The 13,167-nt window shown below is 58.6% G+C and carries 12 protein-coding genes; 6 read left to right on the top strand and 6 right to left on the bottom strand.

Going from position 1 to position 13,167, the window contains the following annotated elements; translation table 11 throughout:
- The first annotated feature begins 71 nt into the window (after positions 1-71).
- The 3 genes from RHM62_RS16075 to ntrC all read left to right on the top strand — a co-directional run bounded on the left by RHM62_RS16075 (position 72) and on the right by ntrC (position 3,252).
- Positions 72-557, top strand: coding sequence for a DUF4124 domain-containing protein (locus tag RHM62_RS16075; protein WP_322123062.1), 486 nt, complete (start codon positions 72-74; stop codon positions 555-557).
- Positions 558-612: 55 nt separating this feature from the next.
- Positions 613-1,686: a nitrogen regulation protein NR(II) gene (glnL, locus tag RHM62_RS16070; protein WP_322123061.1), complete on the top strand. Its 1,074-nt coding sequence runs from the start codon at positions 613-615 to the stop codon at positions 1,684-1,686.
- A gap of 66 nt (positions 1,687-1,752) precedes the next feature.
- Positions 1,753-3,252, top strand: coding sequence for a nitrogen regulation protein NR(I) (gene ntrC, locus RHM62_RS16065; protein ID WP_322123060.1), 1,500 nt, complete (start codon positions 1,753-1,755; stop codon positions 3,250-3,252).
- A gap of 54 nt (positions 3,253-3,306) precedes the next feature.
- Here the strand turns inward: ntrC and selD are convergent, their stop codons facing one another.
- Together selD and senB are read right to left on the bottom strand one after the other, a co-directional pair.
- The gene (gene selD, locus RHM62_RS16060) at positions 3,307-4,377 is read right to left on the bottom strand and encodes a selenide, water dikinase SelD (RefSeq protein WP_322123059.1); all 1,071 of its coding nucleotides are present in this window, start codon (positions 4,375-4,377) and stop codon (positions 3,307-3,309) included.
- 46 nt (positions 4,378-4,423) lie between these two features.
- Positions 4,424-5,383, bottom strand: a complete 960-nt coding sequence (gene senB / locus RHM62_RS16055) for a selenoneine biosynthesis selenosugar synthase SenB (protein WP_322123058.1) — start codon at positions 5,381-5,383, stop codon at positions 4,424-4,426.
- 46 nt (positions 5,384-5,429) lie between these two features.
- Here senB and senA point away from each other — a divergent pair, with 46 nt between their 5' ends.
- Positions 5,430-6,626: a selenoneine synthase SenA gene (senA, locus tag RHM62_RS16050; RefSeq protein WP_322123057.1), complete on the top strand. Its 1,197-nt coding sequence runs from the start codon at positions 5,430-5,432 to the stop codon at positions 6,624-6,626.
- A gap of 87 nt (positions 6,627-6,713) precedes the next feature.
- Here the strand turns inward: senA and RHM62_RS16045 are convergent, their stop codons facing one another.
- From RHM62_RS16045 to gloB, 4 genes are all read right to left on the bottom strand, one after another.
- Positions 6,714-8,120, bottom strand: coding sequence for a DEAD/DEAH box helicase (locus tag RHM62_RS16045; RefSeq protein ID WP_322123056.1), 1,407 nt, complete (start codon positions 8,118-8,120; stop codon positions 6,714-6,716).
- A gap of 380 nt (positions 8,121-8,500) precedes the next feature.
- A complete protein-coding gene (gene fabI, locus RHM62_RS16040; RefSeq protein ID WP_322123055.1) occupies positions 8,501-9,283 on the bottom strand; it encodes an enoyl-ACP reductase FabI in 783 nt (260 codons plus the stop codon).
- 175 nt (positions 9,284-9,458) lie between these two features.
- Positions 9,459-10,934 carry a transglycosylase SLT domain-containing protein gene (locus RHM62_RS16035; RefSeq protein ID WP_322123054.1) on the bottom strand — a complete coding sequence of 492 codons (1,476 nt, stop codon included), beginning with the start codon at positions 10,932-10,934 and terminating at the stop codon, positions 9,459-9,461.
- 227 nt (positions 10,935-11,161) lie between these two features.
- Positions 11,162-11,941 carry a hydroxyacylglutathione hydrolase gene (gene gloB / locus RHM62_RS16030; protein WP_322123053.1) on the bottom strand — a complete coding sequence of 260 codons (780 nt, stop codon included), beginning with the start codon at positions 11,939-11,941 and terminating at the stop codon, positions 11,162-11,164.
- Between gloB and RHM62_RS16025 the strand changes: the two genes are divergently transcribed.
- Both RHM62_RS16025 and rnhA read left to right on the top strand, forming a co-directional pair.
- Positions 11,940-12,710, top strand: coding sequence for a class I SAM-dependent methyltransferase (locus RHM62_RS16025; protein ID WP_322123052.1), 771 nt, complete (start codon positions 11,940-11,942; stop codon positions 12,708-12,710). The two genes, gloB and RHM62_RS16025, sit on opposite strands and share 2 nt — an antisense overlap.
- 2 nt (positions 12,711-12,712) lie before the next feature.
- Entirely contained in the window at positions 12,713-13,147 is a 435-nt protein-coding gene (gene rnhA, locus RHM62_RS16020) for a ribonuclease HI (protein WP_322123051.1), read from the top strand.
- The last annotated feature ends 20 nt before the right edge of the window (positions 13,148-13,167 follow it).

Raw genomic sequence — 13,167 nt, 5'->3', positions numbered from 1 at the left:
TCACCGTTTGTAATGCTCAGCCGCTTGTCCTAAACTGGCAGTCCGTCTGATCCGTTCCCTGAATGAAATTTATGAAACTCCCCGTATGCGGCGTCATCCTGTTTTCTCTGTGCCTGCATCAGGCCCATGCCCAGAACGAAGTATTCCTGTGTGTCGATGAGCGTGGTAACAAGGAGTACAAGAACACCGGCACAACCAAGGGTTGCAAAAAAATCGATTTGCCCGGCATGACCATCATTGCCACGCCAAAGCGTGCGCCAGTGGCAGCGAGCAGTACATCAGCCAAGGGCGCGTCGGGAGATTTTCCGAAGGTAGACAGCGAGATCCAGAAAGCGCGTGACAACGACCGCCGCCAGATACTGCTCGACGAATTGAAATCCGAAGAGGAAAAACTCGCCGGGATCAAGAAAACCTATAACGGTGGCGAGCCGGAACGCCAGGGTAACGAAAGCAACTATGCCAAGTACCTCGATCGCGTGGCTGGCATGAAAGAAGAAATCGGCCGTTCCGAAAAAAATATTGAAGCCCTCAAGCGCGAACTCGGCAATCTCAAGTGACGCCGGAACGTGCATCAACCGCGCCGCGTGATGCGGCCTGCCTGTCTGGATCATCGTGAAAATCTCTGTTAATTCCGTTGCAGGTCTCGACCTGCTGGCGTCGGCTGTCGTCATCCTCGACGCCGAAGGCCGTATTACCTATGCCAACGCCGCCGCTGAAAATATGCTGGAGTGCTCGTTCCGTCTGCTGGACCAGCATCTGCTATTCGGACTGTTCGTCAATGGCGACAAGCTGGAAACTGTGTTCAGGCAAGCCGTCGCGCACGAGTTCGCCGAAAAGCGCCAGGATCTGACACTGCAACGGATCGGGCGCGAGTCCTTGCAAGTCCATGTGGTGGTGACAGCGCTGGATAATCCGGATTCGCCGGTCCTCATCGAGATGCGTGAAAACGTCCAGCAACTCAAGCTCGACCGCGAAGAACGGTTGCTCGACCAGAGCCAAGCGAACAAGGAGCTCATCCGCAACCTGGCACATGAAATCAAGAACCCGCTGGGTGGCATTCGCGGTGCGGCGCAATTGCTAGAACTCGAGCTGCCCGAGCGCCACCTGAAAGAGCTGCGCGAATACACCCAGGTCATCATCAAGGAGGCGGATCGGTTGCAGACCTTGGTCGACCGCTTGCTCGCGCCGCACCGGCGCCCGCACATCGTCGGCGACGTCAATATCCACGAAGTCTGCGAACGTGTCCGCAGCCTGATGGTTGCCGAATTTCCAAGCGGCCTGGAAATCCGGCGTGACTATGATCTGTCCTTACCTGACTTCCGGGGCGACAAGGAGCAGCTGATCCAGGTAGTCCTGAACATTGCCCACAACGCCGCCCAGGCACTCTCCGAACGGATCCGTCTGGGCGATGCGGTGCTCACTTTACAGACGCGCGTGGCGCGACAAGTGACGCTGGCGAAGGTACGTTATCGGCTGGCACTAGACTTGCATATCCTCGACAATGGCCCCGGCATTCCGACCGAGATTCGTGACCGTATTTTCTTCCCGCTAGTCTCAGGAAGAGAAGGTGGCAGCGGATTGGGGTTGACACTGGCCCAGACTTTCATTCAGCAGCATTCGGGTGTGATCGAATGCGAGAGTCAGCCGGGATGCACGGATTTCAGGATATTGATACCGCTACCTTGATCAGCAGGGGGCGGATCGTAGCAAGCACCACGAGTGCTGTTACATGACGTGGACACCAAAGAGACTATGAAACCAATCTGGATTGTTGACGACGACGAATCGATACGCTGGGTACTCGAAAAAGCACTGGCACGCGAAAATCTGGCGACCAGAAGTTTTTCCAACGCACGGGATGCGAACGACGCATTGCAACACGACACGCCGCAGGTACTGGTTTCCGACATACGGATGCCGGGCGGCTCCGGCCTCGAATTACTGCAGACCGTCAAGACCAAGTACCCCGGCCTGCCGGTCATCATCATCACGGCCTTCTCCGATCTGGATTCGGCGGTTGCAGCCTTCCAGGGTGGGGCCTTCGAATATCTGGCCAAGCCCTTCGATCTTGAAAAAGCCGTCGAGCTGATTCGCCGCGCGCTCGACGAGAGCTTGCGCGAAGCCAGTGTCGAGCAGGCACCGGCAGAAACCCCCGAGATCCTCGGCCAGGCGCCAGCAATGCAGGATGTGTTCCGTGCGATCGGGCGCTTGTCACAATCGAACGTGACGGTATTGATCACCGGTGAATCCGGCACCGGCAAGGAGCTGGTCGCAAGGGCATTGCACAAGCACAGCCCGCGCGCCGCGCAACCGTTCATCGCCCTCAATACAGCCGCAATTCCGAAAGACCTGCTCGAATCCGAATTGTTCGGCCATGAGCGCGGTGCGTTCACCGGTGCCCAAGCCAGCCGGCGCGGTCGCTTTGAGCAAGCCGAAAACGGCACCTTGTTCCTCGATGAAATCGGCGACATGCCATTCGACCTGCAGACCCGCTTGTTGCGCGTGCTATCCGATGGTCACTTCTATCGGGTCGGCGGACACCAGCCGATGAAAGCCAACGTACGCGTGATCGCTGCAACGCATCAGAACCTCGAGCAGCGGGTGCGGGAAGGCTTGTTCCGCGAAGATTTATACCACCGCCTCAATGTGATTCGCCTCCGGCTGCCGAGCCTGCGCGAACGGCGTGAAGACATCCCTATCCTGACCCGTTATTTCCTGACGCAGAGCGCCAAGCAGCTCGGCGGTGATGCCAAGCGAATGACCGATGGCGCGATGCAGTTCCTGACTGGTCTTGATCTGCCGGGCAATGTGCGTCAGCTGGAAAACCTGTGCAACTGGATTACGGTGATGGCACCGGGCCAAAGCGTCGAGGTCAAGGACTTGCCGCGCGACTTGATCGACGGCGGGAGTTTTGCTGCAGTTGCCACGCCACCCCCTGGCGTGATGACACCGCTATCGATGCCTGAGGGGAGCGGGGCGCTGACGCCGGCAAGCAGCGCGCCAGTTACCGGGGCGGTCGAGCCTGACACCTGGGTGGATTCGCTGGAAACGGAAGCGGCCAGAATGCTGGCGGCCGGTCAGCCGGACGTGATGGGCATGCTGGGCAGACTGTTCGAATCTGCGTTGATCAAGACAGCGCTCAAGCACACGCATGGTCGCAAGAATGATGCCGCGATTCGTCTTGGTATCGGACGCAATACCATCACGCGCAAGATACAGGAGCTCGGTATCGACGGCGCCAAGGACGAATAGACGGGCTGGCACCGTGTCAGTGCACACGCTGCACTGACACGGTGCCGGGAGCGTTTATTGCGAGACGTTGACGTTGCCCGGACCGCTGACAATCTCACCGATGACGGCGGCGTGTTCAAAACCGCCCGCACGGAATATCTCCAGAACGGCATCGACGCTATCGGCATCACAGGACACCAGCAATCCGCCTGATGTCTGCGGATCGGTCAACAGCATTTGTTGCGTCATCGTGATTGATGCATCAAGCACCACATCCATGCCGTAGCCATCCCAGTTGCGTCCCGATGCGCCGGTCACGCAACCGGCCTCGGCCAGTGCCTGCACGTTCGGCAGCAACGGTATGTCTGCCATCCGCAGTTGCGCGGTCAGGTTCGCACCGCGGGCCAGTTCCAGCGTATGCCCAAGCAAGCCGAAGCCAGTCACATCGGTGAGCGCGTGGACACCAGCGAGTTCTGACAAGGCTTTGCCGGGTTTGTTGAGCTTGGTCGCGTTGGCTATCATTGCCTTGTAACCGTCGGCATCAAGGACTTCCTTCTTCAGTGCAGCCGACAGGATACCGACGCCAATCGGCTTACCAAGGATGAGCCGGTCGCCCACTTTGGCACCGTCATTACGTTTGACCTTGGATGGATGGATCAAGCCCAGCACGACCAGGCCATAGATAGGTTCAACCGAATCAATCGTGTGGCCACCGGCAATCGGTATGCCTGCTTCGGCGCAGATGGTTTCTCCGCCCTTGATGATCTGACCGATGACCTCAACCGGCAATTTGTTGATCGGCATGCCAACCAGCGCCAGCGCCATGATTGGCGTACCACCCATCGCATAGACATCCGAAATGGCGTTGGTCGCGGCGATGCGGCCGAAGTCGAACGGATCATCGACGATGGGCATGAAAAAGTCGGTAGTTGCGATCAGGGCCTGCTCGTCATTGAGCTGGTAGACCGCCGCATCGTCGGCGGTTTCGATGCCGACCAGCAGTTCTTTTGGTACCGGAAAGCCGGTCGAATTTTTCAGGATTTGTGCCAGTACACCGGGGGCAATTTTGCAGCCGCAACCGCCACCGTGGGAAAACGAGGTGAGTTTGACGGGAGCGCTGGCTGGCGCGTTGATGGGAGCGTTCATGGAAATCCTTGGGGTGTCGGGAATGAGGGTCGGCTTGCAGGCTGACCTAAATGTGCACGCAATTATCTACCAACTGCCTCACTGCTGCGCATTCGCGTTCTGGAGCAAACAGCGGACGGCGCAGATCGCATTGCGTTTGCAGGCGCGCGAGAAAAAGTGGCTCGCTGGCGCTGCGCCGGATCAGCGTCGCCAGCGCGCCCGCATCCCCTACTGGAAAGTAGCCGGCATAGTCGTCGCCGAGCATGCCACGATTGCCTGGAATATCGCTGGCCACGACGGCCACGCCGCTGGTGATGGCTTCGATGATCACGTTGGCACCGCCTTCCATGACCGAGCTGATGACCATCAGGTCGCTGTGCTTGAGGCGCTGGCGGGTGGTGGCATACGGTTGGTTGCCGATCCAGCGGTAGCGCGGTTGCCGCTCTGCCGTCGTATCGGCCAGCGCCTTGAGTTCTGCATCGAGTGCGCCGCCGATATGGAGGAAGTCGATATCATCGTGTGCCAGATGGACGCAGGCGCGCAGGAAAGTGGCCGGATCTTTCTCGGCGCGCAGGTGGCCTATCATGATGACCTTAAGTGCGGAGCGCTGGCGCGTGATTGCCTTTAGGGTACGTGCCGACTGATAGATAACGTGCGTTTTTTCGTGCATCGATGCAGGTAGTTCGTCGATGCCGGCTGACTGCAGGAGGACCAGCCGCGTGGCGATCGATAACGAATGCCGTGCCACCGGATCAGTCCGGATGTCGCGGTAAAGATCGGTACCGGTCAGTACAAGTATCGACGGGCAGTGGTCTGCGAACTGTTTCAAGGCTGAGGCCGAGCGGCGCGCATGAAGCGCAATCACGATATCGGGTCGCAGCGTGGAGGCCGTTGTGGCATCGCTCGCAGTACAAATGACGGAATGCCCATCGCGCAAAAAGCGCGACCAGCGCGCCGCAGTTTGCCAGTTGCCATTGTTGGCATTTGCCAGTGCGGGACTGATAATGAGGACGAGTGGTTTAGCCAAGACACCTTTCCAGTGAACCTGATTTTTTTGAAGTTGATGATTAACGATGAATGCTGAAGTTGCTTCTTTTCGTCTGCTGGCACCCGGCGATCTGGCCGAGGCCTTGTCCCAGGCGCGAAATTATACCCTTGCCCTGTTCGACTGTTTTCAGTCGGTCGGGCTGGATGATCCGGCCAATGTCCCCAGGCTATCCATCCTCAATCCGCCGTTATGGGAGCTCGGGCATCTGGCCTGGTTTGCCGAATGGTACGTGCTGCGGGATGCGCAAACCAGCGCCCCTGATTCTGCGCTGCGGACCTCGTTGCTGACCAAGGGAGACGATTGGTTCGACTCGAATACCATCCCCCACCTCGCACGCTGGACGCTCGGATTGCCAGGCACTGGTGCGCTCAAGATGTACTGTCGCGAAGTGCTGGACCGCAGTCTCGACAAGCTGTCGCGTGCTCTATCCGACGATGTCTCGCTGTATCGGTACCGGTTGGTACTGGCGCATGAAGACATGCATGGCGAAGCCTTGCTGTCGACGCTCAATACGCTCGGTATTGCGCTGTCAGATGCGCTGGTGCTCCCCCTCACATCCGGCGCGATGCAACGCGCCATTCGCTTTCCGGGCGGGACGATACAACTGGGCAGCGCGGCCGGTCGGGGCTTCGTATTCGACAATGAAAAATGGGCGCATGCGTACCTGCTGGACGCCTACAGCATCGATGCGACGCTAGTGACTTATGCGCAATTCAGCGAGTTCGTCGCCGATGGCGGATATCAGAAAGCGCAGTTCTGGACCGCTGCAGGCAAGGCCTGGCTGATGCAGCAGGAGCGTTCGGCTCCGCAGGACTGGGTGCGGGACGGGCAGCAGTGGCGCTGCCGGCGTTTTGGTGACGTGCTGATGCTGCCGATGCGCGAGCCGGTCCGGCACGTCAGCCTGTACGAAGCGCAAGCGTACTGCGTCTGGGCCGGCCGTCGACTGCCCACCGAAGCGGAGTGGGAAGGCGCCGCCGGTGCAGGTCATCCGGCTTTTCATTGGGGCGATCTGTGGGAGTGGACTTGTTCGCCATTCGGTCCGTATGCAGGCTTTGCCGCTGACGGATACCGCGAATATTCCGCACCCTGGTTCGACTCGCACCAGTCGGTGCGGGGAGCCTCGTTTGCGACGCCGGCGCGATCGCGTTCGCTGCATTACCGGAATTTTTATTTGCCGGAGCGCAGTGACATGTTCATCGGCTTTCGTACCTGCGCGCTCTGAGCGGCAATAAAAAACCCGCGTCAGCCGGGCTGTCGCGGGTTTTTTTATGTCCTCCCGGGTTACCCCGGGAATTCGTACGGTGATCGATTAACGATCGCCGTAGGGACGACGGGCAGCACCGCCGGCGTCGCCGGTACGCGGGCCCTTGCTGAAGCTGCTGCCATCTTTGCGTGGTGCCGACGGCTTGCTGAAGGTGCGCTGACCTGGCTTGGCCGCACTGCGGTTATCGCCTGGTTTCCAGCCGCCTGGCTTTTGGCCGGAACGTGGTGCGGATGCGGTCTTCTTAGGCTCGAAACCTTCGATCACTTCCACCGGGATCAATTGCTTGGTGAAGCGCTCAATGCGTTTGACATTGATGCCTTCGGCATGATTGACCAGCGATACGGCGATACCGTTACGACCGGCCCGACCTGTACGACCGATGCGGTGGACGTAGTCTTCAGGGAATTTCGGCAGATCGTAGTTGAATACGTGGGTGATCGCTGGCACATCGATACCGCGGGCAGCGACGTCGGTGGCAACCAGAACACGAACCTGACCACGACGCATGCCGTCGAGGGTACGGTTGCGCGCGCCTTGATGCATGTCGCCATGCAGGGCAGCAGCAGCGAAACCGGCGATGTTCAGACGGTCGGCGATGGTGTCAGCGTCACGCTTGGTGGCGGTGAACACAACAGCCTGGTCCATCGTCTCGTCGCGCAGCAGATGATCCAGCAGACGATTCTTGTGCGACAGATCGTCGACAAAGTGGACGCGCTGGCTGATGTTTTCATGCTTGGTGGCCGAACCGGCGATCTGGATGATCATCGGGTTCTTGGTGATGCGCTTGGCCATATTGCCGACGACGCCGTCGAGCGTTGCCGAGAACAGCATGGTCTGGCGGGATTCCGGTGTGGCAGCAACGATCTTTTCGATATCGTCGATGAAACCCATGTCCAGCATGCGGTCAGCTTCGTCGAGGACCAGGATTTCGAGTTGCGAGAAATCGATCTTGCCCGATTCCATGTGGTCGATCAAACGACCAGGGGTGGCAACCAGAATCTCTGGATTCTTGGCCAGCAATTGCATTTGCTTCGGGTAAGGCATGCCGCCCAGAATCGAGACAGCTTTGATGCGACGCATCTGCGAACCGTACTTGTCGGTGGCGGTGGTGACTTGCAAAGCGAGTTCGCGGGTCGGGGTCAGGACCAGCATCTTAGGCTGGGCAGCCTTGAAGCGCGGACGCTCGCCACGGGCCAGTGCGGATTGTTTTTCTTGATTTGGTGTCTTGCTGCTGTCGGCCAGTTGCAGTTCGGCGGCAGTAGCAAATTTGTGCAGGGCTGGCAGCATGAATGCGGCGGTTTTGCCGGAGCCGGTTTGCGATGAAACCAGCAGGTCACGGCCTTCGATGGCGGCAGGAATGGCTTGCTCCTGCACGCTGGTTGGCTTGAGGTAGCCGGATTCGGTAAGTGCTTTGATTACGGACGTGTGGAGGCCAAGGGCTTCAAAAGTCATTTTTTATCTTTCGTGAACTCAGCGCTGCGCGGCACTCGGTCGAGTGCATGCGAAAGCGCAATAAAAATGCAACGCCAACCAACGAAACAGCTAAGTAACAACAGCTAGTAAACTCAGAGAAATTTCGGCACATAAAGCTTTGCGCCGGGACGGTGTTTGAACATCAACACCAAGAGGCGGGGGGCTTATCGTTAATGCGAAGGGTTTGCGGTGCTACGGTGAACACTGCGCTGGGCAATGAACGAGGCGAAGTGTACAGGGGAAAGTGCTACGGTGTCGAACTATTTATTGCACTGCGGCGAATCGGCGGGGCTCGCGCAGAGGGATCAAAAGCAGCCTCCGCACAGGAGGCTGTTCGTTGACGCCGGTTGCGCGTGGTCTTATTCGGCGATACCGCCGACGACATGCGAGAAGCCGCCGTCGACATAGGTAATTTCACCGGTGATGCCGGCGGCCAGGTCGGATAGCAGGAAGGCGGCTGCATTGCCGACATCGTCTTGGGTGACATTGCGCCGCAGCGGCGAATGCGTCTTGACGAAATTGAGGATCTTGCTGAAGTCCTTGATACCGCTGGCAGCCAGTGTCTTGATCGGACCGGCTGAAATACCATTGACGCGAACGCCTTTCGGTCCGAGCGATTCCGCCATGTAGCGCACACTGGCTTCGAGCGATGCTTTGGCCAGACCCATCGTGTTGTAGTTCGGCAGCGAGCGCATTGCGCCGAGATAGGTCAGCGTCAGCAGGGCCGCGTTCGGACGCAGCATCGGCAACGCGGCCTTGGCCATGGCCGGGAAACTGTAGGCCGAAATATCGTGGGCGATCTTGAAACCCTCGCGCGACAGACCGTCGAGGAAGTCGCCGGCGATTGCTTCGCGCGGTGCAAAGCCGATCGCATGCACCAGGCCGTCGAGTTGATCCCAGGACTTGGCCAGGTCAGTGAACAAGGCGGTAATTTGTTCATCGCTGCCGACGTCGCAATCAAAAATCAGTTCGCTGTCGAACTCGCGGGCAAACTCGACCGTGCGTTCCTTGAAGCGTTCTCCGACATACGTGAATGCCAGTTCGGCACCTTCGCGTTTGCAAGCGGTTGCAATGCCATATGCGATCGAACGATTCGATAGCAGGCCGGTGATGAGGATTTTTTTGCCTTGCAAAAAAGCCATGCAGAACTCCTGGTGGGATCAAATTACAAGCGCTTGCGTTCGATGAAGAAGGCAAGCGCCAGTGCTGGGGTTGAACGGATGAGGCGGCGGGTGCAGCCCTTGCGGTCAGATCGTGCGAGATTGTAGGGGCTTGCCGTGCTTGGGGCAAGTCCGCACCCGTACCGGTACTCCCGGCTCAGCGTGCTGAAGCGAGTATCGGGCCGTTGCGTAATTTTTTGTCTGACCTGGCATCTTTGTGATGGGGGCGGTTCGCTGCGACGCGCACCGTACGCTGTCCGGTCTTGGCGCTTGCACGATAAGGAACTTGCACATGCAGCGTCTGGCCGCTGCGCAAGGTGTCGCGCTGCAAATCGTTCCAGTTCTTCACTTGCGCCACGGTGACGTTGTAGCGCTGTGCAATCGACGCAAGGTTGTCACGCTTGCCAACCCGCACGGCGATGCGGCGGAAATCCGGCACATCCGGCTCCATTGACATCACTGCGTTATCGGCGACTTCGGCGGTGATGTCGGTTTCGGCAGCCTTGGCAGTTTTGGGAACCAGGATTGTCGAGCCGGCCTTCAGGCGCATATTGGGTGGGATGTGATTGACTTCGCGCAGTAACTGCGGCTCGGTATTGAACAGCGCGGCAATGGCTTCGATGCGCTCGCGCTTGGTTACCGTGTGTGCCATCCATGACGACAATGGGCGATTCCATTGCGCCAGGTTGATCTTGAAGCGTTCGGCATTTTGCTGGGGCAGCAATATCTTGGTGCTGGCGCTGCCGGTAATAACAGGTCGGTTGAACTGAGGGTTCAGACTCTTGAATTCGTCGAGGGTGATTTCGGCCAGTTGCGCGGCAACTTTCAGGTCGATGTCACGGGTCTTGCCGATCGTCACAAAGTAGGGTTGGTTGTCTGCTTTCGGCAGCGTGATGCCAAACGCTTCCGGCGTGGCGATGATGTTCTTGACGGCCTGGAGCTTGGGAACATAGTTGCGGGTTTCGGCCGGCATCAGTGCGGACAGGCTATTGAAATCGGTTGGTAAGCCGTTGGCTTGATTCTTCTTGATTGCCCGTTGCACCGATCCTTCGCCCCAGTTGTAGGCGGCCAGTGCCAGCTGCCAGTCACCGAACATGCCATGCAGTTTTTGCAGATAGGTCAGGGCGGCATCCGTCGAGGCGAGGACATCGCGCCGCTCATCCTTGAACAGGTTCTGCTTGAGGTTGAAGTCAAGTCCGGTCGACGGAATGAACTGCCACATGCCGGATGCCTTGGCCGATGAATAGGCTTCCGGATTGAAAGCCGATTCGATGAACGGCAGCAGCGCCAGTTCGGTTGGCATGTCGCGTTTTTCGAGTTCCTGCAGGACATGAAATAGATAGCGCGATGCCCGCAGCGTGGTGCGCTGGATGTATTCGGGGCGGGCGCTGTACCAGTTGGTCTGGCTGAGTACCAGCGGATTATTGAGGTCGGGAATACCGAAGCCGTTACGGATGCGGCCCCAGACATCGAGCTCTTCGATTGCCAGCACCTGGGTAACGGGGTCGCTCGGGTCGTAGGTGTAATCGGTGATCGACGGGGAAATACTGAGGTCGTTGGCCTTGCTCGCGTGGGGCGCGGCTAGCAGCAGGAAAGCGGAGAAGGTGAGGGCGCGGAATAGCTTCTGCTGCATGGGTCTGTTCCTTATTTTTGCTGGACTCGATGCAGCTGAATCGTAAAATCGATCACGGAGTGTACGTAAGCGCCATTCGACCCGTCAAGAATAGTTACAGAATAGCCGCCGCCCGGGCACGCAGGCCATGCTTGAGCGATGGTCGATCAAGCCCTTGCAGAGTCGATCGCCGGCATCCTAAAAAATTCACTGTGACGACAAAAAAATCACCACCGGATTGCGCCGGATCAGCGATAGCTATTTTTCCAGGCACGTAGCGCGGCAAATCCGGCGATGCCGGTGTCGTCCCCCAGCTTGCCGGCTTCTTGCAGGCTGTGCCGGATTTCGGCTTCACGCCATCTCAGAAACGGGTTGGTCTCGCGCTCCAGCGTGATCGTCGACGGAACGGTCGGGATGTGGCGGTCGCGCTTGTCCTGCTCGCGCACAATACGCTCTTGCAACGCGACGTTGCCCGGTTCGACTGCTTGCGCAAAGCGCAAATTGGCCATGGTGTATTCGTGGGCGCAAAAGACGCTGGTCCGGCCCGGCAGGCCCGCGAGCTTTTGCAGCGACGCATCCATCTGTTCGGGAGTCCCTTCGAACAGGCGTCCGCAGCCACCGGCAAACAATGTGTCGCCGCAAAATAGCCATTCCTCGACCGCGGCGAAGTAAGCAATATGGCCGCTTGTATGACCCGGAACATCGAGCACACCAAGTTGCCATTGCAATTCCGGTACGACGACGGTATCGCCTTGTTCCAGCAGATGGCTAACGGTGGGAATTTTTTCGTGGCGGGGGCCATAGACCGGCACGCTGGCATGTCGCAGCAGTTCGGGCACACCGCCAACATGGTCAGCATGGTGATGAGTCAGTAGAATAGCGGCTAGCGACAACTGATGGAGCGCCAGTGCCGCGAGGATGGGCCCGGCATCGCCGGGGTCAACCACGGCGGCATGGACGCCGTCATGGACGAGCCACAGGTAATTGTCATCGAACGCGGGAATCGTCAACACTTGTAACGTCGCCATGGATCACCTACCTTCAGAAAAATGCATTATAGCGCTCGGCCCCTGGCTCGATAGCGCAGCAGGGGCTTACGTGCTGGCCTGGGAGCAATCCTGCCTCGATGCATTGACCGCTGACATTTTCGGCTTCAATGCGATGCAGATCGGCCTGCCGCAAATCAATGCGCTCAGCGCTAACCGGATGCCCAACAAGTGGCTGGCCGATACCCATGTTGATCTGGCGTCAGGTACCCGACTCGCGGTAGCGATTGCCCATGATCTGGCCGAATTGCCCTTTGCGTCACAGAGCCTGGATCTGGTGGTTTTGCCGCACGTGCTGGAGTTTTCGCGCGAACCCCATCAAGTATTACGTGAAGTCGAGCGGGTGCTGCGGCCGGAAGGCAGGCTGATTATTTGCGGTTTCAATTCAGCCAGCCTGTGGGGCGCGCGGCAGATGGCAGGACGATTGAGCGGGTCGGCGTTCCTGCCGCGCGATGGCGAATTTATCAGCATGCCGCGCCTGAAAGACTGGCTCGAACTGCTCAACATGGAGGTCGATCAGGGATATTTCGGCTGTTACGCGCCGCCGTGCCGAACCGAAAAATGGCTGGAGCGGTTCGCGTTCATGGAAAAAATCGGCCAGCGCTGGTGGCCCTACCTGGGCGCGGTGTATGTCGTGCATGCAATCAAGCGGGTCAAGGGTATGCATCTGATCGGTCCGGCATGGCGGCGGCCAGTAGCCAGTTCTGCCCGCGCGGTGCCCGCCACTAACAAAGCACACAAGAAAAAATAATCATGGAAAAAGTTGAAATTTATACCGACGGGGCCTGCAAGGGAAATCCCGGTCGAGGTGGCTGGGGAGCCTGGCTGGTGGCCGGGACCAACGAAAAAGAGTTATTCGGTGGCGAGCGCGACACCACCAATAACCGGATGGAATTGAAAGCCGTCATTGAAGCGCTGACGGCGCTACGCCGCCCCTGTGATGTCATCGTGCATACCGATAGCCAGTACGTGCAAAAGGGAATCAGCGAGTGGATTCACGGCTGGAAAAAACGCGGCTGGAAAACTGCCGCGCGCGAACCGGTCAAGAATGTCGACCTGTGGCAAGCGCTGGATCTGGCCCAACAGATGCATCAGATTCAATGGCGCTGGGTGCGCGGCCACTCCGGACACGTCGGCAATGAGCGCGCTGACACGCTGGCCAACCGCGGCGTTGATTCGATCCGCTAAGCGGCCATCACTAAGCCATT

It is taken from the genome of Actimicrobium sp. CCC2.4 (assembly GCF_034347385.1).
Lineage (GTDB): Bacteria > Pseudomonadota > Gammaproteobacteria > Burkholderiales > Burkholderiaceae_D > Actimicrobium.
Note: the sequence above shows the minus strand (reverse complement) of the source record. Positions and strands in the feature narration are given on the sequence as shown.

Coding starts and splice junctions, on each gene's coding strand:
- RHM62_RS16075 (WP_322123062.1), top strand. CDS start 72: ATGAAACTCCCCGTATGCGGCGTCATCCTGTTTTCTCTGTGCCTGCAT.
- ntrC (WP_322123060.1), top strand. CDS start 1,753: ATGAAACCAATCTGGATTGTTGACGACGACGAATCGATACGCTGGGTA.
- selD (WP_322123059.1), bottom strand. CDS start 4,377: ATGAACGCTCCCATCAACGCGCCAGCCAGCGCTCCCGTCAAACTCACC.
- senA (WP_322123057.1), top strand. CDS start 5,430: ATGAATGCTGAAGTTGCTTCTTTTCGTCTGCTGGCACCCGGCGATCTG.
- RHM62_RS16045 (WP_322123056.1), bottom strand. CDS start 8,120: ATGACTTTTGAAGCCCTTGGCCTCCACACGTCCGTAATCAAAGCACTT.
- fabI (WP_322123055.1), bottom strand. CDS start 9,283: ATGGCTTTTTTGCAAGGCAAAAAAATCCTCATCACCGGCCTGCTATCG.
- RHM62_RS16035 (WP_322123054.1), bottom strand. CDS start 10,934: ATGCAGCAGAAGCTATTCCGCGCCCTCACCTTCTCCGCTTTCCTGCTG.
- RHM62_RS16025 (WP_322123052.1), top strand. CDS start 11,940: ATGGATCACCTACCTTCAGAAAAATGCATTATAGCGCTCGGCCCCTGG.
- gloB (WP_322123053.1), bottom strand. CDS start 11,941: ATGGCGACGTTACAAGTGTTGACGATTCCCGCGTTCGATGACAATTAC.
- rnhA (WP_322123051.1), top strand. CDS start 12,713: ATGGAAAAAGTTGAAATTTATACCGACGGGGCCTGCAAGGGAAATCCC.